The organism is Bacillus sp. RC252 (assembly GCF_044909215.1).
GTDB lineage: Bacteria > Bacillota > Bacilli > Bacillales > Bacillaceae_G > Bacillus_A > Bacillus_A mycoides.
Genome location: NZ_JBIYDV010000020.1, coordinates 42,549 through 68,844, shown reverse-complemented (window position 1 = coordinate 68,844; position 26,296 = coordinate 42,549). Strand labels below are relative to the sequence as shown.

At 33.4% G+C, this 26,296-nt stretch carries 29 protein-coding genes and 3 pseudogenes; 6 read left to right on the top strand and 26 right to left on the bottom strand.

Annotated features, from left to right (window positions below; all coding sequences use genetic code 11):
• Window positions 1–114: 114 nt before the first annotated feature.
• From ABH960_RS23780 to ABH960_RS23705, 16 genes and pseudogenes are all read right to left on the bottom strand, one after another.
• A complete protein-coding gene (locus ABH960_RS23780; RefSeq protein WP_340952556.1) occupies window positions 115–1,482 on the bottom strand; it encodes a lytic polysaccharide monooxygenase in 1,368 nt (455 codons plus the stop codon).
• 438 nt (window positions 1,483–1,920) lie between these two features.
• Window positions 1,921–2,481, bottom strand: a complete 561-nt coding sequence (locus ABH960_RS23775; RefSeq protein WP_340953931.1) for a phosphatase — start codon at window positions 2,479–2,481, stop codon at window positions 1,921–1,923.
• 76 nt (window positions 2,482–2,557) lie between these two features.
• Entirely contained in the window at window positions 2,558–3,754 is a 1,197-nt protein-coding gene (locus ABH960_RS23770; RefSeq protein WP_340952557.1) for a macrolide family glycosyltransferase, read from the bottom strand.
• A gap of 92 nt (window positions 3,755–3,846) precedes the next feature.
• Window positions 3,847–4,524 carry a formylglycine-generating enzyme family protein gene (locus tag ABH960_RS23765; protein WP_404448785.1) on the bottom strand — a complete coding sequence of 226 codons (678 nt, stop codon included), beginning with the start codon at window positions 4,522–4,524 and terminating at the stop codon, window positions 3,847–3,849.
• 32 nt (window positions 4,525–4,556) lie between these two features.
• Window positions 4,557–5,075 (bottom strand): DNA topology modulation protein, encoded by a 519-nt coding sequence (locus tag ABH960_RS23760; protein WP_404448783.1) that lies wholly within the window; start codon window positions 5,073–5,075, stop codon window positions 4,557–4,559.
• 21 nt (window positions 5,076–5,096) lie between these two features.
• Complete coding sequence (locus tag ABH960_RS23755; protein WP_404448781.1) at window positions 5,097–5,483, bottom strand: ribosomal maturation YjgA family protein; 387 nt, start codon at window positions 5,481–5,483, stop codon at window positions 5,097–5,099.
• Between the two features lie 81 nt (window positions 5,484–5,564).
• Window positions 5,565–6,275 carry a class I SAM-dependent methyltransferase gene (locus ABH960_RS23750; RefSeq protein ID WP_033734052.1) on the bottom strand — a complete coding sequence of 237 codons (711 nt, stop codon included), beginning with the start codon at window positions 6,273–6,275 and terminating at the stop codon, window positions 5,565–5,567.
• Between the two features lie 21 nt (window positions 6,276–6,296).
• The gene (locus tag ABH960_RS23745) at window positions 6,297–6,650 is read right to left on the bottom strand and encodes an MmcQ/YjbR family DNA-binding protein (RefSeq protein WP_070143336.1); all 354 of its coding nucleotides are present in this window, start codon (window positions 6,648–6,650) and stop codon (window positions 6,297–6,299) included.
• A gap of 14 nt (window positions 6,651–6,664) precedes the next feature.
• Complete coding sequence (locus ABH960_RS23740) at window positions 6,665–7,069, bottom strand: GNAT family N-acetyltransferase (RefSeq protein ID WP_003189822.1); 405 nt, start codon at window positions 7,067–7,069, stop codon at window positions 6,665–6,667.
• 35 nt (window positions 7,070–7,104) lie between these two features.
• Window positions 7,105–7,521 (bottom strand): GNAT family N-acetyltransferase, encoded by a 417-nt coding sequence (locus ABH960_RS23735; RefSeq protein WP_033734050.1) that lies wholly within the window; start codon window positions 7,519–7,521, stop codon window positions 7,105–7,107.
• Between the two features lie 34 nt (window positions 7,522–7,555).
• On the bottom strand, window positions 7,556–7,927 hold the full coding sequence (locus ABH960_RS23730) for a hypothetical protein (protein ID WP_033734048.1): 372 nt from the start codon (window positions 7,925–7,927) through the stop codon (window positions 7,556–7,558).
• Window positions 7,924–8,124, bottom strand: a pseudogene (locus ABH960_RS23725) (serine hydrolase); the annotation flags it as partial. The pseudogene ABH960_RS23725 and the gene ABH960_RS23730, both read right to left, overlap by 4 nt.
• Window positions 8,125–8,303: 179 nt before the next feature.
• Window positions 8,304–8,816 carry a GNAT family N-acetyltransferase gene (locus ABH960_RS23720; protein ID WP_002147366.1) on the bottom strand — a complete coding sequence of 171 codons (513 nt, stop codon included), beginning with the start codon at window positions 8,814–8,816 and terminating at the stop codon, window positions 8,304–8,306.
• A 61-nt stretch (window positions 8,817–8,877) separates the two neighbouring features.
• Complete coding sequence (locus tag ABH960_RS23715; protein ID WP_404448777.1) at window positions 8,878–9,885, bottom strand: HAAS signaling domain-containing protein; 1,008 nt, start codon at window positions 9,883–9,885, stop codon at window positions 8,878–8,880.
• Complete coding sequence (locus tag ABH960_RS23710) at window positions 9,872–10,219, bottom strand: PadR family transcriptional regulator (protein ID WP_016091534.1); 348 nt, start codon at window positions 10,217–10,219, stop codon at window positions 9,872–9,874. The genes ABH960_RS23715 and ABH960_RS23710 overlap by 14 nt, the downstream gene beginning before the upstream one ends.
• A 184-nt stretch (window positions 10,220–10,403) precedes the next feature.
• Complete coding sequence (locus ABH960_RS23705; protein WP_404448775.1) at window positions 10,404–10,736, bottom strand: DUF952 domain-containing protein; 333 nt, start codon at window positions 10,734–10,736, stop codon at window positions 10,404–10,406.
• Between the two features lie 82 nt (window positions 10,737–10,818).
• On the opposite strand from ABH960_RS23705, the gene ABH960_RS23700 reads away from it, so the two are divergent.
• On the top strand, window positions 10,819–11,232 hold the full coding sequence (locus tag ABH960_RS23700) for a hypothetical protein (protein WP_404448773.1): 414 nt from the start codon (window positions 10,819–10,821) through the stop codon (window positions 11,230–11,232).
• Window positions 11,220–11,540 (top strand): annotated as a pseudogene (locus tag ABH960_RS23695) (hypothetical protein); the annotation flags it as partial. The gene ABH960_RS23700 and the pseudogene ABH960_RS23695, both read left to right, overlap by 13 nt.
• A 64-nt stretch (window positions 11,541–11,604) precedes the next feature.
• On the opposite strand, the gene ABH960_RS23690 reads toward ABH960_RS23695, so the two are convergent.
• From ABH960_RS23690 to recQ, 4 genes are all read right to left on the bottom strand, one after another.
• Window positions 11,605–13,680 carry a HelD family protein gene (locus tag ABH960_RS23690; protein WP_404448771.1) on the bottom strand — a complete coding sequence of 692 codons (2,076 nt, stop codon included), beginning with the start codon at window positions 13,678–13,680 and terminating at the stop codon, window positions 11,605–11,607.
• Between the two features lie 117 nt (window positions 13,681–13,797).
• A complete protein-coding gene (locus ABH960_RS23685; RefSeq protein WP_404448769.1) occupies window positions 13,798–14,541 on the bottom strand; it encodes a class I SAM-dependent methyltransferase in 744 nt (247 codons plus the stop codon).
• 182 nt (window positions 14,542–14,723) lie between these two features.
• Complete coding sequence (locus ABH960_RS23680; RefSeq protein WP_404448767.1) at window positions 14,724–15,107, bottom strand: gamma-glutamylcyclotransferase family protein; 384 nt, start codon at window positions 15,105–15,107, stop codon at window positions 14,724–14,726.
• A 25-nt stretch (window positions 15,108–15,132) separates the two neighbouring features.
• The gene (gene recQ / locus ABH960_RS23675) at window positions 15,133–17,250 is read right to left on the bottom strand and encodes a DNA helicase RecQ (RefSeq protein WP_404448765.1); all 2,118 of its coding nucleotides are present in this window, start codon (window positions 17,248–17,250) and stop codon (window positions 15,133–15,135) included.
• 1,092 nt (window positions 17,251–18,342) lie between these two features.
• Between recQ and ABH960_RS23670 the strand changes: the two genes are divergently transcribed.
• From ABH960_RS23670 to ABH960_RS23660, 3 genes are all read left to right on the top strand, one after another.
• Window positions 18,343–18,966 (top strand): acetylglutamate kinase, encoded by a 624-nt coding sequence (locus tag ABH960_RS23670; protein ID WP_404448763.1) that lies wholly within the window; start codon window positions 18,343–18,345, stop codon window positions 18,964–18,966.
• A gap of 129 nt (window positions 18,967–19,095) precedes the next feature.
• Entirely contained in the window at window positions 19,096–19,452 is a 357-nt protein-coding gene (locus tag ABH960_RS23665; protein ID WP_000606233.1) for a hypothetical protein, read from the top strand.
• 137 nt (window positions 19,453–19,589) lie between these two features.
• Window positions 19,590–20,042: a hypothetical protein gene (locus ABH960_RS23660; protein WP_404448761.1), complete on the top strand. Its 453-nt coding sequence runs from the start codon at window positions 19,590–19,592 to the stop codon at window positions 20,040–20,042.
• Between the two features lie 51 nt (window positions 20,043–20,093).
• Here ABH960_RS23660 and ABH960_RS23655 read toward each other — a convergent pair whose 3' ends face one another.
• The 3 genes and pseudogenes from ABH960_RS23655 to ABH960_RS23645 form a co-directional block, all read right to left on the bottom strand.
• On the bottom strand, window positions 20,094–20,279 hold the full coding sequence (locus ABH960_RS23655) for a hypothetical protein (protein WP_002085081.1): 186 nt from the start codon (window positions 20,277–20,279) through the stop codon (window positions 20,094–20,096).
• Window positions 20,280–20,411: 132 nt separating this feature from the next.
• On the bottom strand, window positions 20,412–20,861 hold the full coding sequence (locus tag ABH960_RS23650) for a DUF6884 domain-containing protein (RefSeq protein WP_098168333.1): 450 nt from the start codon (window positions 20,859–20,861) through the stop codon (window positions 20,412–20,414).
• A 20-nt stretch (window positions 20,862–20,881) separates the two neighbouring features.
• Window positions 20,882–22,023, bottom strand: a pseudogene (locus ABH960_RS23645) (peptide ABC transporter permease).
• 175 nt (window positions 22,024–22,198) lie between these two features.
• Here ABH960_RS23645 and ABH960_RS23640 point away from each other — a divergent pair.
• Window positions 22,199–22,387 carry a DUF4017 family protein gene (locus tag ABH960_RS23640; RefSeq protein WP_002032631.1) on the top strand — a complete coding sequence of 63 codons (189 nt, stop codon included), beginning with the start codon at window positions 22,199–22,201 and terminating at the stop codon, window positions 22,385–22,387.
• A 21-nt stretch (window positions 22,388–22,408) separates the two neighbouring features.
• Here ABH960_RS23640 and ABH960_RS23635 read toward each other — a convergent pair whose 3' ends face one another.
• From ABH960_RS23635 to ABH960_RS23625, 3 genes are all read right to left on the bottom strand, one after another.
• Window positions 22,409–24,106, bottom strand: a complete 1,698-nt coding sequence (locus ABH960_RS23635) for a M3 family oligoendopeptidase (RefSeq protein WP_404448758.1) — start codon at window positions 24,104–24,106, stop codon at window positions 22,409–22,411.
• Window positions 24,107–24,214: 108 nt separating this feature from the next.
• Window positions 24,215–25,144 carry a manganese-dependent inorganic pyrophosphatase gene (gene ppaC, locus ABH960_RS23630; RefSeq protein ID WP_404448756.1) on the bottom strand — a complete coding sequence of 310 codons (930 nt, stop codon included), beginning with the start codon at window positions 25,142–25,144 and terminating at the stop codon, window positions 24,215–24,217.
• Window positions 25,145–25,295: 151 nt separating this feature from the next.
• Window positions 25,296–25,961 carry a lytic polysaccharide monooxygenase gene (locus ABH960_RS23625; RefSeq protein ID WP_404448754.1) on the bottom strand — a complete coding sequence of 222 codons (666 nt, stop codon included), beginning with the start codon at window positions 25,959–25,961 and terminating at the stop codon, window positions 25,296–25,298.
• Between the last annotated feature and the right edge of the window lie 335 nt (window positions 25,962–26,296).

Sequence of the window (26,296 nt, the reverse complement as noted above, 5' to 3'; positions counted from 1 at the left end):
TACAAAAAGACGACGCTGAATACGTCGTCTTTTTTATAAGCAGAAAAGTTAATTCTCAAGCTTCCTTTTTTTGTATCAAAGCCCATCATCTTTCATTTCATTTTAAGGTAAAGCTTACACTGTTTTCCATAAGGATAAAGCAAAAATCCAGTTTGGATCCCCATGTCCTTCATAATTCTGGACTGCCTCATACACTTTTCCCTCGTGTAAAACTCTATCTCCCTTTTTATATGCTTTCTTTGCATTCCACGCTTCATATGAAGCGCTTTCAGTTTTTGTAGTAATTGTGAACGTATCACTTTGTACGGATTCATTTCCAACTACATCCACTGCTTTCACTGCATATTTATAAGTAGTATTAGCGAGTAAATTTTTATCCATATAAGAAGTCGTATTGGATGTTGCAATTTTTTTCATTGTTCCTTCTATTTCTCTATAAATATCGTAATAGTCTACACCAACGTTATCATCAGATGGACTCCACATTAGATCCACACTTGACGCTGTTGTTCCCATGCTATGTAATCCTTTTGGTTGTGTTGGTGCTTCTGTATCAGGAGCCTCAACTGTCGTTTTCACTGTAAGCGCTGTACTTTCTTTCGATACATTGCCAGCCGCGTCAATTGCTTTTACAGTATAAGTGTATTCTGTACTTGGTTTTAATTGTTTATTAATAAAATGAGTGCCTAGTACAGTGTCAATCATCTCTCCGTTACGGAAAACTTGATATCCTTTCACCCCTACATTATCCGTAGAAGTGTTCCATGTTAGTTCTATACTATTTGCTGTTACTTTTTGCGTCTGAAGTCCATTTGGAATACTTGGAGCTTCTGTGTCTGGTTTCACATCGTTGATGAGGTTAACATCAATTACATTATAGAATGCATTTACTGTATCAGCTACATCCCATACTGCTAAAATCACATGATATCCACTACGGTCAGTAGGTACATTGATTTTGTGAGTTAAATTATTTGAAGCTGCAGAACCATCATGTTGTACAGTGCCAATCGGCTCAAAGTCTGCTCTTGTTAGTGCTTTATTTGGATTCCATCCTTTTTTTGTAATATAGTAATGCCATTTGCTTGTTAAGTGAGGCGCTGTATACTTCCAAGTAAATGTATTTTCCCCACCAGTGATTGTATTTTTAAACCAACGATCCGCTGCTTGTTGATCTAAAATACCGCCAAATTTGCCACCTGCAGAAGCGATTTGCCCATCAACTGGGCCACCTTGTGGGAATCCTTTTGGAGCTTCTAAACTTTGTGGTTCATACATAACACTTCCGCAGTTTACATTTAGAGCACCATAAGTTGGACTACATAAAGCGGAACGGCTACCAGGCTTTTCAACAAAGCCGTGCGCGTATGCATTTTGAGGAATAAGTGTCGTGCCGATAATTCCAGCTGTTAATGCAACAGCTCCTATACTTTTTTTGTTCATTTTCAAGTTTTGTAGTTGTTTTAAAAATCGATTATTCATGTTCCTGTCCCCTTCTTGTTATACTTCGTAGTGTAATGTGGGCTTTGATGTAAAAGAATAACAAGAGTCAACCTTATTTCGTGTATACGTAAATATGCATACACCGTCGTAAAGAAACATTTCATTTCTTGTGATATATTTCACTTACTGAATATATCATGACATAGAAATCACCTAAATGTGTGCAGAAGTTGTGCAGAAACGGTGAAATTACTACTAACACGTAAAACTACATCCTAAATTTATAAAGTAAAAGTGAGCAATAGAAATTGTAGTACTTGTAATGAAAAATTTTAGGTATATATATGGATGAATTGCACCAAGTCGTCTTGAAACCCTTCATCGTTAACTTAAAACGCATGGCAATGTGAGATCACATTATTTTAAAACAACGTGCCATCTCCATTTTCCATATATCTTTCTATCAATACTTTGAAATTACTTATCACTTGTAAACATTTCCGAATCCGTCAATATAGTTTCATAAAACTTATCATATTCTTCACTGTATTGAAGTTTTAACTTTTCTATTAAACTTGTATCTGGTGAAACAATGTCAATAACGTCTGTACTTATATACAATAAATAAGTATCGTTATAAAAAGAAATATACGCTTGCTGACCACCATTAACGACATACTTGCAATACTTATATACTTCATCTTCATGTACACCTTTAATCGTAGTAAATATGATTGTACTTTCAAGATCATCAACGTCTACTTTCGTTTCTGCCCAATTCTTAATCTTCATGAACCTTCCAATTTTTGTTTTCTCATTTATTCTCTTACTTTTACCATATGTTATGTAACCGGAAATAAATGAAACATCAATTGCATCAGGACTTTTAAAAAGTTCAGTCAAAATCCCTCTTAATCCTCTCAAATTACCCTCAAATAATTCTATATCGAATCTAATTCTATTTTTCGCCTCCACTTGAAAAAATGGTGTAGCTGTCATGTCAGCAAAATTTACATCTAGTATTTTCATTCTTTCCATTTCATCAATTCCTCGCTTCATATAACATAAAAGTGTCTATATCATTTAATATAGACACCCTTTCACATGTATAGTTTTAATAACAGCCTGTAAATTTAAAAATTTCATCAACTGCTTGCTTATACCCACCTGATTTTCGGAGAGACTCCTTCAAATTCAAAGTAGCTTCTTTACATGACGGATTATTTAATACTATTTCTACACTTTCACTTAGTTGATCCGCAGTTAATCCTTGCATTTGCAATTTAACTCCTGCCCCGAGACTCTCCACTTGCTTTGCGATTACTGGCTGATCTGCACTTTGCGGAATTACAACGAGTGGAACACCGTTATATATCCCTTCATGCGTACTGTTCATACCGCCGTGTGTAATAAATAGTTTCGTATATTTGAGAAGTTCAGTTTGTGGTACATAGTTTTTCACAATGAAGTTTTTAGGGATATTACCTACATCACTTATTTCCATTTTGTTGCCAATAGACATAACAATTGTATGCTTACTATTCTCGAACGCCTTCATACAAAGTTTATAAAAATCAAGCGCTTCATTAAAAACAGTACCTAATGAAATGTAAATCAGGCTTTTTTCTTCAATTGAAGTGTAATCAAAACCTTCATTTTTCACTTGTGTAGAGATAGATGGACCCACAAATTTGAATGTTTCATTAAATGTATCCCCAAAAGGTTGGAACTCCTTAATTGTATACACAATAGTAAGTGAAGCTGGATTACAGAAAACTTCATACGGTGAGTTTATATCAACACCATATTTTTCTGTAATTCCATTAGTTAAGTTTTCAAAATCATTATGTATTCTATCCTGAAATTCCAGTGGGATATTTTTAGAAAGATGGTCTAACATTTGTTTAAATGATTTTTCATCTTGTGCAAAAGATGTGCATGAATTTATGGCTGGAAGATTAAGAATTTGGGCAATTAAGCGTCCACAGCCAAACATCGAATCATGAATAATATAATCAAAATGTTCTCCTTCAATTTGTTCTAGAACACTCGGTATAATAACATCTGCTGTATGTAAAAGACCATTTATTCTTTCCTGTAAATAATTCCGACCACCGGAAAGAAATGCTTGTATAAATTTTTGATCATCAATCGTTCGTACAGTAGCACCTGTCTTCTCAATACGCTCCCTGAAAGCCTCTATTGAAAAATAAACTACCTCTTCACCGCGAGAAATCAGTTCTTCTACAACATGTAATGTTGGATTTATATGTCCTTCTGATCCAGCGTTAATGAATAAAACACGTGCCATTCAAAACACTCCTTAAATTTTAAAATTTCTATGTTGTAAAGAGTATGGATACTTTCCATACTCTTTACGGTGTTATATGTATCATTTTCCTGCTAAATTGACCTAGCAAGCCTAAAACCGAGATCATCTATATGAAACGTAGGATGACTACGACGGCGACAAGTGGCACCGCAACCTCTAGCTGCTTCAGCCCAACTACCACCACGAAAAATGCGGTATGACCCGTACACTGTTTCATCATACAAATCATAGCACCATTCCCAAACGTTCCCTAACATATCATAAAGTCCCCATGCATTCGGCTCTTTTTTACCGACGTCATGAATTTGCCCACTTGAATTTTCATTATACCACGCTATTTTCTGAAGTTCCCCATACGTATATCCCGTCGTACCTGCTTTACATGCATATTGCCACTCTGCCTCAGACGGTAATCGATAGCCATTTGAATGCAAGTTACAACTAACCTTTTTTCCATCATCTTGTATAGAATAATACTCTGTAAACCCTGCTATTTTAGACAGTAAATTACAAAAAGCAATTGCATCATGCCATGAAATATTTACAACAGGTTTATTACCATTTTCATTACCATTTAGTGCACGATTCGTAATTGCGTAATATAATTCCGCTGTTACAACATACTTTGCAAGAAGAAATGGTTTTATTTGAACTTGCCATTCTTTTTTTATTCGATCATCTCTTAATTCTACTTTTCCTGTTGGAATTTTCACCATATTAGAGTCAGCCGGGCCAATGAATCTATTCAATCCTATCCCCCCATGTTACTTCTTTTTATAATCTAACTATTTATGGTATCGTGCTTCTCTAAAAATAGTCTTACTTCATTTGAAGATTTTAAAATAATAACATCTTTATCCTTACTCAATTGATTTAGCCTCTTTAAAATTGAAGGTCGTTTCGTTTTAGGATATTCCCATATCCATTTGAAAAATTGCAAGTCAAATCTTTCTTCACATCCAGCCCCCATATCCGGTCTTGTTTTATTCCGATATTGCACAATTCTTTTAAAAGCACGATAAACACAAATTGTTCTATGAATATCAAGAAAGATAATTGTATCAGCTGCGTTAATTCTTATGTCCATTGTCCCGCCATAATTCCCATCAATAATCCACTTTTCCCCTTTAACTAATTCATTTTGAACCGTTCTTTGCTCCTCTTTCGGTACACCCTCCCAATTTGGTTTCCAAAATAGTGCATCAAGATGATGCACCTTAATATTTAGCTTATTACCTAACTGCCTTGCTAATGTGGATTTTCCTGAACCACCAGAACCAATTAATATAATTTTTTTCATAAATACCCCTTTTTACATCTTTTATTTCTTCCGTAGCATAAACTCACAAAACATTCCAATCCCAACACCAATTGTATAAGCAACTAGATCACTCCATAAAAATCCGTAACCTAATACGAGTCCACCTAAAGTCGTTGCTCGAATGCTATCTATCCATTCCGCATGGTACAATTGACTAATTTCAATCCCGTAGCAAAATATCAAACTAATAAAAGCTAATTTCTTCGTTTCTATTTTAGGAAACAAAAATCCGAATCCAACGAAAATCATTAACGCCCATAAAGCATCACCTAAGTAATCATTTAATAAATCAGGTAACGCAAAAGCAAACTTTCTTGAACTAAGGCCTAAAATAATAACAACTATAGTAAACATTGCATATAGTAATCTATTTCGTTTCGTATTCATTTCAAAATCTCCTAATATATAATGTAAAACTGCAAATAGCTAGTAAAATATAATCATTTTACTAGCTATTTATATACGGTTTCACTTTGTATTCTTCGCTTTTATAATAAGGAAATGCGGGTTAGTGTTTAAATAATAATATGATTTTTCATCTACTTCCTTCATCTTTTCAATCGGTTTCGGCTCGACTAACTCTTCTAATACAAAATTACTCGTTGTTTCATTTATAATATCTTGAAGTGACCTTCTAAAGAAACTTACTTCAATTGTAATATTAGGTTTCCGCCAAGTATCTACTAACAATTGCGTTTTAAAATAATCTTCACACGGAAACTTTGTAAAATCCATAAATGGGTGATGAACGGAATACACAAATAAACCACCTGGTTTAAGGACGCGATGAAACTCTTGAAATACATTACTCCAATTTTGCAAGTAATGAAGAGTAAGCGAACTTACAATCATATCAAAAGAATTATCTTCAAATGGTAATGTTTCTTGAAGGTCATGACAAAGAAATGTTGCTTTATCACCTGTACTTTCCTTTGCGGCTTTTACCATTTCAGAACTTACATCAATTGCTGTAACGTTTGCTCCTCTTCCTACGAATTGAGAAGTATACCATCCAGCTGCACATCCAGCATCTAGTATTCTCTTCCCTTCTAGTTTCTTTGGAATAATCTCCATCATCGCTGGTCTTTCATAATAACTGTTATATGGATTTGCCAAATCTAGATTTTCTTTATATGTACTCGCTAATTTATCATACGTATCTTTGATTGAGTCTTTCATTACATCCACTCCTAATACATATTAATCCAATAACTCTTGCTGCTTTTTCTTTGAAAATGATTGCAGTACTAAATCATACGACCAATCTATCATCTTATTAATTTGTTCTTGTCCTACATCTTTATGTATGTACACTGTATTCCAATGCTTTTTGTTCATATGATATCCAGGAATTATTGTTTCTGGGTAATCTTCTCTTATTCTTAATGCGAGTTCTGGATCACATTTTAATGTAATTGCAGCTTTTTCACCTTCTTCATGGTTCACTATCGCAAATATTTTATTATTGAGCCTCATACATGTTGCACTCCAGCCATCCGGAGAATCTTCTGTCGCTTTTCTTTTCGATAAACAATACTCTCTCGTTGCATTCATTCTTCTGGCACCTCTTATTCTTCCACTATTTGATTACGATGCATCACAATTTGCTTCGTCGCTTTAAATTGCTGTTCACCATAAAACTTTATTAGTTTCTCTCCGCAAAATAGACTAACAATATCAATATGAGATATCTCTTCCAGTAATATTGTAAGCATATTCTCTCCAATACCTTTATTTCTTACACTTTCATGTACGACAACATCTTCTATGTACGCTCGAAAAACACCATCTGAAACGACTCTAGCAAATCCAATTAATTCATTTTCTTCCCATACTCCAATTGCTATACTATTCTTTAACATTTTTTCAATATCAATTTCTTTTCTTTCCGGCCACCAGCCGACTGAATCATAAAGCTTCTTTATTTTCTCTGCACAGATTGGTTGTTCATGTTGTAATTTATACGTGTACATTTTCTTTCTCCTGTCAAACAGTTTACATAACATTATTATAATCTCTTTTCTAAAAAGTGCTGACTATGCCCTTTCGGGTGATCTTCAACGACACCATACTCTCGGTAGCCGTGCTTTTTATAAAATTCTGGTGCTTGGAAACTAAATGAATCTAGTAATATGAGTCTACATCCTTTTTCCTTCGCAATGTCTTCGATTTTATGTATCAGTTGACTTCCATAACCATCATGACGAACCGATTCATCAACCCATAAAAAATCGATATGAAGATGATAAAAATACATCGTTCCTGTAACGCCGCCAAAGATTTTCCCTTCCTCATCTTTCACTACAAAGCTTACTTGTTCCATCGGCTGTTTTACTTCATCTGTTAAGATGGACATATTATATTGAATTACTTTATTTTTAATGTATTCTCCTTCAGTGCGTGTACCGTTCTCTATATGTTTCATATACATTGCTTCCTTTCAACTTAGTAAGTTACATTTAATTTTTATTTCGTCTCTTTAAAATACTAATGAACACAAATCCACCATATGTAACAAAGCACGAAAAACCAATTATCCCAGGTACAGAGACATAGCCTATTCTTACATAACTTATAACTGCAAAACTAGTAATTAATATTAAAATAGATGGCCAAAATATAAGAGCCGTTTTTCTTCGTCTCTGTTTCGATGTACTTTCTTTCTCTTCAGAAACACGTGTGCCAAAAAGCAATACAATACAAATAAGAATCGCTGCAAAGTAAATTGTATCTAATGACAAAGTGTGATCGTATAGTGCAATTCCAACTTCAAGAGCAATAATCGTTACAATTAGAATAATAATTGTTGAAGTCTTTAAGTTTCGTTTCAATCGCTCACTCCTAGCATGCTTTCACTATATTCTTTGTATATGTATTTCAAAGCTGTTGTAATAGTTTCATCAACCTCTATATTATGAACTCGCTCGGGTAAATCTTCTCCTCCAATTACATAAAGAAACGGGAGTTCATTAAACATTCCCATTATACCAATATTTATTGTAGCTGTGGGCAATCCACCTGTCATATATATTCATCTCTATTTCTATATTGTTTTATCACCTCTGAAAATTCGATATAAAATGTAAAAAACCTTTTTTTGTTTAATTATGTTGGTGAATATAAAAAGATAGCATGAGATTTCTTCATACTATCTTTTGAAATATATACAATTTCTTTTTAAATTTATTTGTACCGTAATAAATATCTCTATTCTTCTATAGGATTCTCAGGCCCGTTAAGCTCCAATTGATAAAAGGCTAAATCCAGCCATCTATTAAACTTATAACCAGCTTTTTGTATTGTTCCGGCATGAACAAATCCATAATTTTGATGCAAGGCAATACTTTTCTCATTTTCCGCATCAATTCCAGCAATTAAGGTCATATATTCTCTTTCTTTTGCAAATGTGATTAATTCTTCCATCAAAGAGGACCCAATACCATTTTTTCTATATTCCTTATCAACATACACAGAATGTTCAATTGAATATTTGTAGGCAGGCCACGCTCTAAATGGGCCGAATGTCGCAAATCCTACTACTTTATTATCTAGTTCGTATACGAAAATTGGATAGCCATCAGCCTTTTTTTGTTCATACCAATCTATTCTATTTTCAAGGGTTACAGGTTTATACGCATATACAGCTGTTGTATAAACTATCGCATCATTATAAATATCTAAAATACATGCTAAATCTTTTTTTGTTGCTTCCCTTATCATTGTTTTCTTCCTTTCATAATGGTTATCTTCTAAATGGTTTCATATTATCGGAATTTCTGATTCATTTCCACATACGAATACTAGCTTTTCGGAAACCATCAAATATATTAATCGCAGCGGACAACGTATAAATGATAATTCCACCACCAACTAACCACGTTTTAAATCCCTCTGGGGAAATCGTAAACACATTTGCCACATACGTAATGAATCCTTCGTTAAATAAATGAGGATTTACTACAATTATAATGAATACTATTGTTCCGGTTATTTGAAGAATTGTATTTCCAATTGCCAATCTTGTCGTCCATTGTCCCTGTACTAACTTATAAAGAGATATAGCTACTTCGAAAACGATCATAACCACAACGATTGGCCAGTATTGAAGTAAAACATCTTGATTAAACGTTGGCACTACAAATTTCAGGCCATTTTCAGTACCTTCATATACACCAACAAGGTGATTTGCATAAAAATAAAATGTCGCCCATATTGCTGTCCACATCAAACCTCCAAAAACTTCAAACTTTGAGATTGACTTTTTCTTTGGAACATACGAGATATTTTTCAAATCATCAGGAGTCCATTTTTTTAAACTTGTCGTCAACGGTTGGGTACCTTTGTCTTTATCTGTTCTTTCTAAAATAGCAAATACAAGTGTCAACCAGAAAAATACATGGAGGCCTACTTCGATAATTTCCCCAATGCCTTTACCTATCAATTGTAAAATAACATTTAATACTGCTTGATCACCAGTATAGCCTATAAAATTTTCTGCAATCATTGCAATGAGTGCGATAACAGCTGCAATTGGTATAATCATTTTTAATAACGTCGTATATACATCAAAATAGCGTGGTCCAATTAAATGCATCGGTCTATCCAAATACCCATTAGCCAATGAAACTGGGCTCCCCAATTTTTCAAGGACACTCTTTACATCTTCCTCATTGTATTCATCAGGTAACATATCCTCTATAGTTGACCGAAGTTCTAGTGTAATATCTTCACGATTTTTTTCAGGTAATCTCTTCGCAACCTCCTGAATATAAACCTCAATTAAATTCATTCTCGTCCTCCTCCTTTAATAAGTTATAAAGTTCTTTCGAATCCTTTATCCACTCCTTTTTCAATTGTAAAAATATCTCTAATCCATATTCACTTAAAATATAATACTTACGAGGTCTACTCTCCGTTTTATCCCAACTACTCGTCACTAGCTCCTGCTTTTCTAATCGGCGAAGTAGTGGATATAAAGTACTTTGATCTATCATGATTCCTGATTGCTCCAATAATTGGACAAGTGAATAACCATACTGCGGTGTTCTTAATTGGCTTAAAACTGCTAATGTCAACGTCCCTCTTCTTAGCTCAGTAATTAATGAATTTAATAAAGTATCCATTTACCCACCTCATTTGCATTACTATATGTCATACAGTATATGTTTTATACTATGTATCGTACAGTATAGTTGTGACAAAAACAATCTTTTTTTTATAAAAATCAGAAAATAAGAACACAAACTATATAATTTGTGTTCTTATTTTCTTGCAGCTTACTAACAAACTTAAATACCATTAATACTTTTAACGATGTACCTCTGGTAATATAAACACTCCTTTTTCTTTAGAAAATGGGACAACTTCTACAATCGCCTCAACATTAATTACTCCATATACATGCGGGTATTCTTGACCGTTTGAAGCAAGTTCATATTTTATTTCTGCTTTTACAAGAGATGGATCTATTGTAAGTAATAAAACATCTTTTTCATGATTGAAATGTTTTTGAGCAACTTTTAAAGCTTGGTCTAATAATGAACAATGAATAAATCCCTCTTCTTTAAGTGAAGCTTCATTAATCTCTCCAATGTTTTTCGTGATTCTCCAATTTCTTTTTGTTATTACTTTTGTAATCATAGTTACTCTCCTTTTTTAATATATGTAATGATATAATAATACTAAAATTTTCAACACATGATTAATAGATTGGAGACTTATAATGGATAAAAAATTAGAAGAGATCATTGTAAAATCATTTTTTACTAAACGACTTCAAGGTAGAATCATGTTTGAGCTTTCTTCTACTAAGAAACGTAAAGATGCGATAGGTCGACTTTGCCATAATTACAGAACTACGTTACGTGAAGAATATATGATTGAAATTCCTAAACCTAATTCGTGTCCAATTGATATAGGTCGTCTGTTAAAAAAACATGGGGCCGATGATTCTTGCTACGCCATATCATGGGACAGAAAAATTGATGGGAAAACCCTCCCTTTGCTAGACGCATTAGAGGTTGCTGTTGGAATGGGAATGCCTTCTATTCTATACTCAATTACAAATCAAGTTGCGTATTTTGAAGCAGAACAAGAAACACTTCCATCACCAAGATTTATACTCAAGAGGCAATGATACATCTTGTTTCTTACTATATAAATAGCTTAGAGTTTGGTACGCATGAATTTCCATCAGGTTATTGCGGAGATTTAAACGAATGTAAAGAAAAACTTCCATATATGATTCAATTAATTGAGAGAATTCGGGATGAGAACATAAAAGAACAAATAATATGGCAAATACAAGAACAACTAGACTTAATTCTAGATTGGTTAAAGAATACACAAAATCCGGTAGATGCTGTTCGTCTATGGGAAAAAGAGCAAATTAAAGAATTTGAGAATATGATATTTTATTATTTAAAAAACAGCTTAGATCGTTAATTCATATACCTTTTAACTATAAAAAGAGGATTTTCATGAACTACTAGAAAATCCTCTTTTTTATTTATTTTAATCCCTTAATTAAAGGTGATACTTCCCCGCTATAGAAAATCCATAAATCATGAAGCGATCTCGTACATCCGACATACAATAATTTCGCATCATGTTTTGTATTTTTGTAATGTTCCTCATCAACGTCGATTAGAAGTACGGCATCAAATTCTAATCCTTTCGCCAAATATACAGGTACTACCGAAATACCACCTTCATATTTGCTTTGATCTGCTTCAATGACATTAACAGTCAACCCTACATTTGTTAACTTCTCATATATATCACGGCATTCATCGTCTGTTCTTCCAATTACCGCGATTGTTTTCACATCTTCAGTTTGCAAATGCTGTAATGTCTTTAAAACTTCAGTAAATTGGTCCTCTGCCCGAATTACTTTCACGTCTTCACCGCTACGAAAAACTGGTGTTGCGAGTCCTACAGGAATTTCTGCATTTTTTATTATTTCATTCGCAAATTCAATAATTTCTTTTGTAGAACGATAGCTTCTCGTCAGTTCATAATAACCTGTTTCTTGGAATACTTCCTTAAAAGCACCCCAGTCTTCAATTCCTTGGTAATCATAAATTGCTTGAGATAAATCACCTAATATAGTGAAAGAATTACCTAGTGTAATTTCTTTTAATACATATACTTGGAATGGCGAGAAATCTTGCGCTTCATCAATAACGACGTGATGGAACTTTTGTCCAATTTCAATTCCTGTTATGCGATGTTGTATGTAAATTAAAGCTGGTAAGTCTTCTACATACACTTCTTTTTTACGACAATTCTTTTCTGTTTCTTGAACAAGTTCTTCAGGTAATACTTCGAGTATTTCTTTACTCTTTATCATTGAATTATATAGTGAAAGCGGGCTCATTTTCGGCCAAAAATTCATATATGTGTTCAATCTCTTTGTCGCTTCTTTTTTTAGTAATTTTTTCTCGTTTGTTTCTCCAAACTTTTTAAGCTCAATTTCAATCCAGCGCTTCATACGGCCGACTAAACGTTCTCTTCTTTTCTTTAATGGATAGTGTTTATATTCAACCTGCATCCATTTTTTAACGTCTTCCACTGGAATAACAGCTTTATCCCATGCCTCAAAATCTTTTGTTGGCACTAAATCTTTTTCAAATTGAATCATTCTTTCTTCAATAAACGACTTAAATTCCAGCGTGCCTTTCAATTTACCTAGCATAACCTTTTTTTCATCGCGATTAATTGAGAAAGCTTCTTTCAATTTTTCTTCTGTCTGCTTCAGTTTCACCGAACCATCTAACAGACGCAATGCCCAATCTGGAAACGTTGTTTGACTAATATTTCCTACCCCTAACTCAGGAAGTACACTTGAAATATAGTCTAAAAACAAACTGTTTGGAGCGAATACGATCATTCTCTCCGCTTCAAGTTGTTCACGATATTCATAAATTAAAAAAGCAAGGCGATGTAAAGCGATCGTTGTTTTTCCGCTCCCTGCAACCCCTTGAATTAATAATGGTAAGTTTCTTTCCGCACGTATAATATCATTTTGCTCCGATTGTATAGTCGATACGATATCTTTTAATTTATTATCTTTATTCTCACCTAATCGATATAGAAGAAAATCATCAGCATGTGAGACATCTTCATTTCCTTTCACATATGTATCAACAACACGTTCTAGTTCTCTCTTTCGAATCGAAATGTTTCGTTTTAAATAAACATCGCCTTCTACTAATCCGTCTGGTGAATGATAAAATGCTAATTCTTCACCACCGGTAAATGAATAAAACATACTTGCGACAGGTGCACGCCAATCAATTACAATTGGTTTCATCGTATCTTTATCTGAAACACCTACTTTACCGATGTAAATCGGCATTACGTCTTCCTTGCCATCCTCCTGAAAGTCTAATCTTCCAAAATACGGCTCATGTACACCAATACGTAAGCTTTGTCTATTAGACTCCCTCATACTTTCAAGAATTTGCTCTTTAAAATCTTCTCCATAATAAACCGGGATTTTTTCAAGCTGTTCTAATTGATCATCCATCGTACTTAAAGTATCTTTCATTTTTTGTAACTCTTCGTCAAAAATGTTGTTCATTTGATGATTCCCTCCTGTCCGTTCCAATTTTTTCAGTCGAAATATAATTGTATTAAAAATCCATTCATAAAGTCAATAGTTTTAGTAAGAATTTTCTAAATTAAAAAAGAGTAGAGATTAATCCCTACTCTTCCTTACTTTAATTCGATATGCCAAACATTCATTTAATGTTGCCAATTCTTTATATTTTCGTTTTTCAAAATCATATGCTCCCCCAGGGAAGACTCCCATAATACTTAAACCAGCTTCAGCACATAGATTGCTAATCTCATCTACCGTATAACATCGTAAAGACTGTGTTACTACATCATTTGGATAATTAGGGTCCCGCCAATGATCTAACATTCTTTCATTTATACTATCATATTCGTATTTTCGCATAGCTGCGCTTAAGGACATTTCTTGTCCACTTACTTTTTTCCAATACAATGGTTGATAAATATCAATAAGTGCACATCCATCATCCTTCATCCAATTTTTAATCCGTTTTAATAGAATCAATTGCTCATCATCTGTTCCTACACCAAATCCGTCTAAATAACTAACAACATCAAACTTTTCTTCAAAGTTAATTTTATAAAAATCAGCGCAATGAATATCTATATTATTAGTAGAATGTTCTTTTGCAAACATAACTAACTCTGGTACAAGTTCAACCGTAGTCATTTTCACTTGTAACCTAGACATCGCCCTTGCAAATCTGCCATTTCCTGCTCCTAGTTCTAACATCGTTTGAAATGGATGACCAACTTGTTCTTGAACTTCTTTAGCAACCTGCTCTAACCAGCTTTCTGTATTGATATCGTAATTCGACAGTTCGAATTGTTTTTGGTAAAATTCCTTCACATTTAATTCGTTCATTATTATTCTCCTCCTGCACTAGATTTTTCTGCTACAGGTGAGAAACTAAATTTCTGACATCCATGAAAAAAAACCATTCTTATTTCTCTATATTTACAATTTATCAAAATAATAAGAATTTTGAAAGTACCAATATAAAAAGCAGATAATGGTCGATTCCACTATCTGCTCTATAGCTGCTTTTATTTTCCTTGTTGATACTCCACCCAATCACCAGAAATGATAACTTTCTTTAGCATCTCTTTATCTTGAGCAATATACACAAATGCACGTATTTCTCTATCACCTAAATAAATCGTTTCGGTGATTCGGTCATATAAATCACTCTCTGCATTACCTGTGTATTCTTCAAGTTCATCTAACTTTTGCAGAACATCATCATTTACTTCATAAACTTCTCCGTATACCTTTTCCCCATTTGAACAAATCATCGCAGGATACCCTTCGTATGTATCAAATAATTTACCATACGTCCATGCTTCGTCTGCGATGCATATTGCAACTTGCATAAAATGAGCATTCGTTTGCTCTTTTCTTAACGTGCCATACACGAAAACGTGATGCATAAATCCCTATCCCCTTTATATGTCTCTACTTTCTAATTTGTAAATAAGCACGAATCATAAAGTAACTCACTTCATTTGGAAGTTGGTCCTTAATCGATTTCAGACCACCCTCTGCATTTTGCACGGCAGTTTCAATCAGTGATTCATATTCTGCAGGAACAAAACTGTTCCATTCTACTTCCATTCCATCTTCAAAGCAGCGAATTAAATGATTTTCAATTGTTTGTCTTGATAAGCTACGTTCTTTCGCAATTTCATCTAGATCAATGCCTTGTTTATACATTTCATACGTTTCTAAATGAGAATTCACTGACGCTTTTCCTGATTTTTTACTCTCTGAAACAACTTCAGTCTTAATTGTTTCCGCATAGTTTGGGTTATCCTCAATAAAGTGCTGAACTGCTTGTAAGAAGTGAGACCCGTACTTCACGAGTTTGTGTTCTCCGATTCCTTTTACAGTTAGGAGTTCGGAGTCACTTTGTGGCATTTTCGCACACATATCTTTTAACGTTTGGTCAGAGAAAATAACGAACGGCGGTACACCTTCCCCTTGTGCAATTTCTTTACGCACTTCACGAAGCACTTCAAATAAAGGATGGTCTTGAACAATTTGTCTCGTTTCTACTCGTTCTTTGCGTAAAACATTCACTTTACCAAGTAGTGCTTCTTTCCCTTTTTCCGTTACTTTTAATGTCGGATATGTACCATGTTCAACTGCAATCAACTCGTCTGAAATTAAAAACTCAATAAACTCACTGACTTCTTTTACACTACGGTTTGATAAAAGACCATACGTTGGCAAAGTATGAAAATTAAATTCAATGACTTTCTTATTTTTCGATCCAGTTAATACTTGTGCAATCATTTGTTTTCCGAATCGTTGGTTCGTCCTGATCATACAAGATAGAACCATTTGTGATTCTCTCGTTACATCAATACTTTCACGGTCGTCCGTACAATTACCACAACGGCCGCAATCTTCCTTCGGTTCTTCTCCAAAGTATTGCAAAATAAATGATTGTAAACATTGTTCTGTATGACAGTAATCGGTCATATTTTGCAATTTTTCTAGTTCATTTGAAAAACGTGATTCTCCAGTTGATTGATCAATTAAAAAGCGTTGCACTTGCACATCTTGAGAAGAATATAACAAAATACATTCACTATCTAACCCGTCACGACCAGCACGTCCCGCCTCTTGATAGTAACTTTCCATATTTTTCGGAAGTTGATAATGAATAACGTAACGAATATTTGATTTATCAATCCCCATCCCGAACGCAGATGTCGCTACCATCACACTGATTTCATCTCGTAAAAAGAGTTCTTGCTGTTCATTTCGATCGTGATCGCTCATACCTGCATGATATTTCGATACCGAAACTCCTGCTTTCCCTAGATCTTCATATAACTGATCGACTACTTTTCTTGTAGCTGCATATATAATCCCAGATTCCTTCTGATTTTGACGAATATAATCTGCTAAATACGCATTACGATCCTGTCCTTTAATTACTGAAAATGATAAGTTCTCGCGCTCGAACGTTGTCATAATTGTATTTTCTTGATTAATTTCAAGCGTACTACAAATATCATCACGTACTTGTGGTGTTGCCGTTGCCGTTAAAGCTAAAACGAGCGGTTTTTCTGGAAGATAATCTAATATGCGATGTATATGTAAATAACTTGGACGGAAATCATGACCCCACTGCGAAATACAGTGCGCCTCATCAATGGCAATCATTGGAATTTTCATATCGATAAGTTGGTCAACAAACTCCATAGAATCAAGACGCTCAGGCGCCACGTAAAGCAATTTGTAATGTCCTTGTTTCGCCAATTGAATTCGTTGATTCGCTTCTGTAATAGAAATGGAACTATTAATATAAGTAGCTGAAATACCGTTTTGTACTAATGTATCTACTTGATCTTTCATAAGTGAAATCAAAGGTGATATAACTAATGTCGTTCCTTCGAATACTAATGCGGGAATTTGATAGCAAATTGACTTACCACCGCCCGTTGGCATAATACAAACTGTATCTTTCCCATCTAATACATTTTTAATTGTTTCATCTTGTCCTCTTCGGAATGACGAATAACCGAAATAAGACGCTAAAAGTTCTTGTGCTTTTGTAAACAAAAAAGAGTCACCTGCTTTTCTTTATCTTTCATCTATTCCCATTATATCATCAAACTGATTCTCGCCACTTTGAATTTTATAAGTATTTGAGTTCTATTTGCTTCTTACGTTTTCCAACATAAAAAAACAAATCTAGTACACAAGAAGAAAGAATTTCAAAATAAATATTCATTTAATTTACCTTCCTAGAATACTACTAATCGTATACATATGAATTTAAGGAGGTTAAATTATGAAGAGTCGTTACAATAATTCCAACAAACCTAAAGCGTCAAATAAACAACTCCAATTCTCTAATAATGATGCGTGGAAATACGAATCATTTTATAAGTATCAGCCCTTATTTTCTTATAGCAAGCTTATGAATTTCCTTTCTCAACTTTTTAAACGTTAATACATGTGCCAAATATATATCATTCAAACAAATTTTCTCAACATATAACTTATAGACTTACTACAATACAGTTGTTACCATATATAATAATCTGTTAGATAAACCCCTTATGTTGACCTGCTTAAATTAGCAGGTCTTTTTTTATACTTATATATCGCAATATGTCGTATCGTGGCTGAAAAGTCTTTTCTCCATTTTAGAACCCTATTCCGCTCTCCACAAATGATTATAATTCCAAAAAGCAAAATATAAATCTGCTACATTCATACAAGTAATTCATTTTTTCTCAATACACAAAGTGAATTTCATTTGTTACTATGAAAGTACTCCAGATGAGTTTTTGCTCATCAACATTATCTAGTTAAAGGGATCTGCCGCGGGAAGCAGATCCCTTTAACTTTATTAAAAAGTACCCTTCTCATTTGGACACATTTACCAGGTTTTTCCGAAAGGATTTTATGTTAATATTACGTAGTCGAGTCCGACATCTCGGCAATACCCTTTTGAGGTCCTGTAATTTCCCTTGCAGGACCTCTATTATTTTAAAATTCTTTTGATTCATATATATCATAAGTGTGTTTTTTATTCCCCTTCAATTTTCTCCTTTTCCAACTCTCAAAAAAACTCTTGGACACGTAACTTAAAAATAACGTTTATCATATTGTGAGATATACATGTTCAAAGGAGTGTAACTATTTATGTATACTTATTGGCAATCGTATTACTCCCCTTATCATATCACTAATGGAAACTTCGATTCATTTGTACGAAATTACCGAGTTAGTAAAAACGAAAACTTTCTAAAAGGATATATGCGTTCTTTATGGGAACAACACGTTGCTTGGACACGATTAGCCATTATAGGCATCATCTTTAACTTGCCCGACGTAAACGTTACCGTTGGACGTCTTCTACAAAATGCAACACACATGGGGCTATCACTTGAACCATTCTACGGAGAAAATGCGGTGAAAAAATATAGTGCATTAATTAAAGACCACTTAACAATCGCTGCTGATCTTGTTAAATCCGCAAAAGCTGGTGATCAAAACGCAGCGGCCGCTATAGAAAAGAAGTGGTACGCTAATGGAGATGAAATTGTTGAGTTTCTAACCAGTATCAACCCATATATAGAAAAAGAAGCATTTAGAAAAATGTTTTATGAGCATTTAGCGTTAACGAAAGCGGAAGCACTCGCCTTCCTAAATAAGGATTATGATGCCAGTGTAAAATTATACGATAAAATTGAAAAAGAAGCCTTAGAAATGGCCGACATGATAACAGATGCAATCGTGAAACAATTTCCGCAAGTATTTCAATAAAAATAAGCCGATTTGAAAAAACAAATCGGCTTATTTAGGTTTCTATCAATGATATTTCACCACTCCTCTTTACATTTAACGTATATCGATATATTTTATTAATATCCGTTTTTTATAGGAGGAAATAGTTTGATTAACGCAATTGGTCTCGTATTTATTCTCACAAATAAGCACGAGAAAAAGAAGAAAGTTTATCTGAATGAAAAATTCGCATTAATAGACATTATTGATTCTAAAGAAGTATTTGATGATGAAGGTAACTCATTAGTAGAACTAACATGTAAATACAGCATATACTTAGACGAAAAATACTACTGTAAATCTCTCGATGATTATACTGGACAAGTATTCCCCTTCTTAAGCGCAAAAATAGGAAAGGGACTTCTTAGAAACTTAAATTATTACTTTTCTTACGTTGATGCCTATGATAAAAAACCACCTGTTAAAGAAATAAGACCTCTTATGAAACAAGTAACTAACAGATAGCGGACAGTATTCAAAAAGAAAGCACCTAACTTCAGATGCTTTCTTTTTTTGAATCAGTAACTCTCTAACTTTCATCTCCTTCTAAATATATATACCCACGCATACTTTAAAATAAAAACATTGGAGGATTAGGCTGAATGAAATATTCAGAATCAATCGTAAGTAAACGGCTTCGAAAACTTAAAACAACTGGTATGTTTTTTATACTATTTTTAATCACATGGATTGGATATACAAAATTCCTTTATGGAAATGGTTTTCTTCTAGAAAAGAAAAATTCAGTTGAAGTAATGAATACTAGCGTTACTGGAGAAATAGAAAAGAATTTCGATGTAAACTTACAAGGTTTTCGTAAAACGAACCTTGATACACTTATAGATGCTAGTAAAACCGATCCTAGCGAACTATCCTTAATTGAACTTATCAACACATCTTGTTCTAAAGATTGCATTGGCGAACCTTTAACTTACGTTAAATCAAACCACGGATATATCTTTTATAAGGAATCTAATGGTACTAATGTAGCTTTAAAGATTATAAAACAGGATTCATGGGAAATTGAAAAAAAATCTGTTCAAGATGGAATTTAAAAGGTTTATACACAAAAAGAGTACTTACTTCAAAGTACTCTTTTTAAAATATTACCACTTACGACATTTATCATCATCGTCGTCACGTTTACGATTGCGACGGCAATCATCACAATCACAGTCACGTTTACGTCTACAACCACAATCATCACAATCTCTACGTCTACATCTTCCAAACATTAAATCATCCCAAAATCTATTACAATCTCTGCGTCTACAACCACAATTATTACACATGAATATGACTCTCCCCTAATATAAAATAGAATTCATCATATTCTATGTTTAAAAGGGTAAAAAGGCTTGTTTAATAGTCTATTTTAAATGTATTAATTTGGTATAATTTGAATCTATATTACTAATTTATCCCTATACTTCCTTCTGCGCTTCCACTGCCCCATTCAACCTCTGCAGCATATACCCAATCCCTCTACATCCCGCTAACGGATATGTGATGATTTCTTCTGGATATAACTTCGTCACTACTTTTTTATGCTTCTTCCCCGCAAGTAAGACGATCTCTTCAAACTGAAGTAAACCTTTATCAATCATCTGTTGTTTTAATTGTTCTATGCTAATAATCTCATTACTATTTGAATCAAATGCAAGATCATAATTTTCCTTTACAATATCATTTGGTCTTAAAAATCCATGCTTTGCTGATAATATAACCCAATTCTCGAAAAACTCAGTTGCATACGCCTGACATGCTTTTCCGAATGGACTAATATATACATCTTTTGCCTCTTCCTCTCCGTAATCTGGATACTTATCCCAAATTTTCTTTTTTCCGCACGGAATAATGCATAATCTTTTCATTGTTATTTCTTACCTCGCTTCTAACTTTTTAAATATAAAAATAGAGAATTCTCCACTTCTTCATACTCAGCTTCTATGTCTCCAATTCCCACAACGTTCCAACTATTATTTTTTTCTACCGGTTTTTCATTCATAATGATATGAACTTGTTTCATATTTTTATAATCTTCTTCAAAAGATGCTAACACAGGCTGATTTAGCATATATGTTTTATTATGTATACTTACACTTACAAAGGTTTTATGTAATGCTTTATTTCCCTTTAAATTTACGTTCATTGGATTAAACATATTTAATTTTATATCCCCTATAATATACAGGTGATATCCTTTTTTCTCATTAAATTCTTTAAAATCCTTGTCTCTTTCGTTTTGAACAAAATGAATCATTTGCTTTGTTTCATTACTTATTGTAATTTCATTGTTTAAATCCAAATCCACATTTATATTTTGTTTTAAAAAAGCATATAGCGATTTATCACTATTAAAGAAGCTCGTTTTCCACTCAGGAAGGATTTCATCTAATAATAAACATAAAAACATTCTTTTCGTAATGTTTCACTTTCATCATTATTACATACTGTATTGTAAGCATTCATTTCAACATACCAAGCAGGCCCTTCTATACTTTCAACCATACACTCGTATGTTACAAACTCTTCTTTCATAAAATTAGCCCTTTGCTCTCTTAGTTCAATAAATTGCTTAATATAGTTATTCTTCTCAGCTTGTGACTTACAATGAACAGCATCATATAAACAAATTCGTTCTTTATTTCGTAATTCAATATTTTCTTCTAATATAGGATATTGAAATCCTAGAGATTCATTTGGAAATCTACTTTCACCATTCAAATATTGATAACAATGAAAAAGTTCATGCACTACAATCGCAAATAAACTTTCATAATCTCTATACCTATTCATATTGACGATGGCAGTTGGATAATCTTTGAATATGATGAATGTATCTCCTTTAAATTGTTCATTCCAATTTAAAACGGTATACCCATCATCATCCTCTGTCAGAAATAATGGATGATGAAATACATACACATACTCATCATCATACAATGCAAAAGCAGCCCTCTTAAAATCAGGCCATAGCTTATACAATAACTCCATATTTATATCTTGCTTCATTCTATTTAATATATTGTCCATTATACAAATCCCCCTATATCATTCTTTATATATATCATCTACCCTATTTTCAAATAACCATTTCATTTACATAATTACAAAAATATATGTCTTATACATAATTTCCCAAACACAAACTTATCATGTATTATATAAATATAGTCATAACATTGGTATTAAAAGGAGGTGAACAATTATGAAAAATATACTCCCAGCATTATTAGCTTATATTATTGTTTGTATCATCGCAATTATCATTCCAGCATCTGACGGCTATAATAATGTGGGATGGAAATTATTCGTTGGGCAAGCGTACGCAATACCTATTTTCATTATTGCTGCTATTGTTACATTTTATATAAACAAGAAACGATCTTATGAATAAAGAGGATAGCGAATGCTATCCTTATTTTAATTCACTTATAAACTTCAACACAGCTCCAGCAGTACTTTGTACCGTTTCTTGCGAAAAATCAAATGCAACACCTGTATTTTCATAGATTTCCTGTATGGAAAAATTCCAATCCGCACTCGTTCCCTCTTTAAAGAAAGTAATCGCTTTTTCTTGATTCTCCCGATATATTTGAAATAATTTTAGTGCTCCTAATTGTGCAATTGCATATTCAATTTTGTAAAAAGGATACTGAATATAATGGAGCGATTCTATCCAACTCGCACCAAGCCCTTCCTCATAGCCTGTAATATCGATTGACGAAAATTTATACCTTTTACATAATTCGAGATATTTCTCATCCCATTCTTCTGATGAATGATTTGGATTGGTATAGAGCCAATGCTGAAATAGATCACCTGAAACTGGCGTAATTAATAAAGACAAAGCTCGATGCAGTTGTTCTCGTTGTGCTTTCTTATATTCATTCTCTTCCTTATAAAAAATGTTAAGTTTATCCATTAGTAATAGCTCGAGACTATGAGAATACAACTCAGCTACTTCTTCACGAAGATATTTTTCTTGCATACTACTTTCATTGTTAAACTGTTTATTGAAATGAAGTGCATGACCCACTTCATGTATGAGTGCATTAATTGCGTTAAATGATGGGCTAAAATTAGAATAAATAAAAACCTCTTGGTTATAAGGTAAGGTAAAACAAGCAGCCCCCGGCGCCTTATTTTCCCGTTCTTCTACGTCAATTAATCCTGATTTCCTTATATGAATAAATTCCTCATGAAAATATGAATCTGTCTTTCTTAACATCTCTTCAATCCCATCCAATAAATCATTGGAATTTTGAAATGAAACTTTCTGCAATGTACAAGGAGCAAGATCCCATGGAAGATACGCTTTTACACCAAGATCCTTTTTAAAAAGATTCCCTAATCGTTTCCATACGGGTACAACCAGCTTCTCTATAGATTCATGAAGCGTATAACAGTCTTCAATACTAAATTCTCTGTTTTTTAGCTTAAAAATATATTCGCTATAATTGTTAAACCCTGCATTTAGGGCCATTTGATTCCGTAATTGTACAAGTTCATTCATAATACAATCTATTTCTGGTTTTACTACACTTCGTGCTTCACATAAAGCATGCCATGCCTTTTCACGAATGCTTCTATTTGGGTTATCCAACTCTGCTTTAACGTATGCGTACGTCCTTATTTCGTTGTTCCAATTGATTGTTATGTTAGACATAATTTCTCTATACTTCGTTATAAAACCCTCCTCCTTAACGGCAAGAGAAATATTCTTTTCATTAAATAATTCGCTGTTCACCAATCTTACTTTTTTCATGTATCCGTATTTTCGTTCATCCAATAGCTTTGAAAACGGACAATCACTAAATTTCCAATCAAATTTTGCATTGTATTTTTTTAAAAGTGGTTGAATACTATTTTGGTTATATTTATGTAGATTACGTATTGTACTGTCTTTCGTATCTCTATACACAGCAATTAATTGACTCGTTAACACCTCTTCTACTTCAGCAGTTAAACGCTGTTCCTTTATTAGCCATTCCTCTAATTCAGCAACAGAAGAAATATTTTGATTTAAAAGTGATTGAAATTTGTTTTCCAACGTTTTCAAGTCATAACATTTCCTATTTCCATCCCTTTTTAACGTCTTTGAACCATTAAACATACGCAAACCTCCTTTTTTAAAATTATAATTTTCTGTCATTTCAAAAAAGAAAAAAACAAGCAGCCAATCTGACTACTTGTCCTTTCTGTTTATCCGTACTCAATATTATTAAGCTTGGAATGTTTCTGTTAATACAGGAACGATTTGTTTTTTACGAGATACAACACCTTTTAAAGTAGCTGTGTTGTTTTGTAATGTTACGTTGTATGCTTTCTCAACAACGTTTGTTGCTTTACCGATCGCAAGACCGACAGAATCGTTAGTTAAGATATCAGTTACAACGAATAAGAATAGGTCTAAACCTTTTTCTTCTACTACTGCAGAGATAACTTTTTCAAGTTCCGCTTGTTGTACAAGAACGTCGTTTGTATCAACAGCGTTTACTTGTGCGATTTCAACTTTCGCGTTACCCATTTGGAATTCTTTAGCGTCAAGGGAGATTAATTGCTCCATTGTTTTTCCGCTTAAGTCAGCACCAGCTTTTAACATTTCTAAGCCGTAGCTATCTGCATCTACACCAGCGATTTCCGCTAATTCACGAGCTGCTGCTATGTCTTGCTCTGTGCAAGTTGGAGATTTGAATAGTAAAGAATCTGAAATGATTGCAGATAACATTAAACCTGCAACTTCTTTACGAATTGCAACGCCGTTTTCTTTGTACATTTTGTTTAAGATTGTAGCTGTACATCCAACTGGCTCACAACGGTAGTATATAGGATCGCTTGTTTCAAAGTTAGCAATACGGTGATGGTCAATAACTTCTAACACACGAACAGATTCGATATCGTTAGCACTTTGTTGACGCTCGTTATGGTCAACTAAAATAACGTTGTCCACTTCGTTTGCTACTGTCTCAACAAAACGCGGTCCTTCTACTTTAAAAGAGTCTAACGCAAATTGAGTTTCACCGCTGATTTCGCCTAAACGTACAGGCTCAGCATTCATTCCTAATTCTTTTTTCAATTCTGCATAAGCAATCGCAGAACAAATTGCATCTGTATCTGGGTTTTTATGCCCGAAAACTAGTACTTTTTCCATGTTTTCCACCTCTTCATGAAAAGGATATCTTAAAGAAGCAAATATGACAATATTTTAGACACATTTTTTTATAAATAATTGTACTTTCTTCTATATTTTTCATAAAAAAGATCATCTAAAATGAATTAGATGATCAAAATGTATATTTAATTTAAAATAGTGTAGGAACTTGCACTACATTGTTAAAAGCAAATTTGGAATTTAAACCATTATTCACAAGGTTCACATCAATAACTTGATAAAACGCATTTCCAGTGTCCGCAATCTCCCAAACAGCTAAAATAAGATGGTAGCCACTACGGTCAGTTGGTACATTTGCTTCATGCGTTACTGTTGTCCCCGGTCTAACTCCGCCATCATTTTTTACATAGAACGGCACTAAATCTAAACTAGACCTTGTTAAAGGCATATTTGGATTCCAATCCTTCTTTGTAATGTAGTATTTCCATTCTTTCGTACTATGAGGAGCGGTTAGTTTCCACTTGAATGTATTCATCCCGCCGTTTAACGTAACTTTCTTCCACCTATCAACTGCTTGAACGTCTAAAGCAGGAAAATGACCAGCACCTGCAATTTGTCCATCAGAAGGTCCTAATTGCGGAAAGCCACCTATTCCTTCTACACTTTGTGGTTCATATTGAACTGGACCGCAATTTACATTTACCCCTTGCTTACATAAATAAGATCGGCTCGCTGGTGATTCTACATACCCATGAGCTGAAGCCTTTTCTGAAAATCCAAATGTTAATAATCCAGTAAGTAATATCCCACCACTTAACATAACCTTTTTTATCTTTTGTAAACTTGTCTTTTTCATTCTTTCATCCCCTTCCCAAAAATGAAACGAAAATAACTATAGTTGCCTAGTCATCTTCTCTACATCCATTATAAGTGGAAGAGCATTACTAAAAGAACCCTCTAAAAACTTTCTCAAATTCGTTTAGCTACAAAAATATCAATTCTTCTTCACATTTTAATTACCAGTTATCAAATCTATTATTTATTTTGTCGTTTTATTGTTAAATACTTATAACACCGTCTGAAAATACAAACGGCGTTAAAGTAGTTAATAATTACTTACAATTATATATCACAGTGTAGCTTCGAAAAAAGTTTGATTACATTAACTCTATAAAGCTAGATAAAATAATA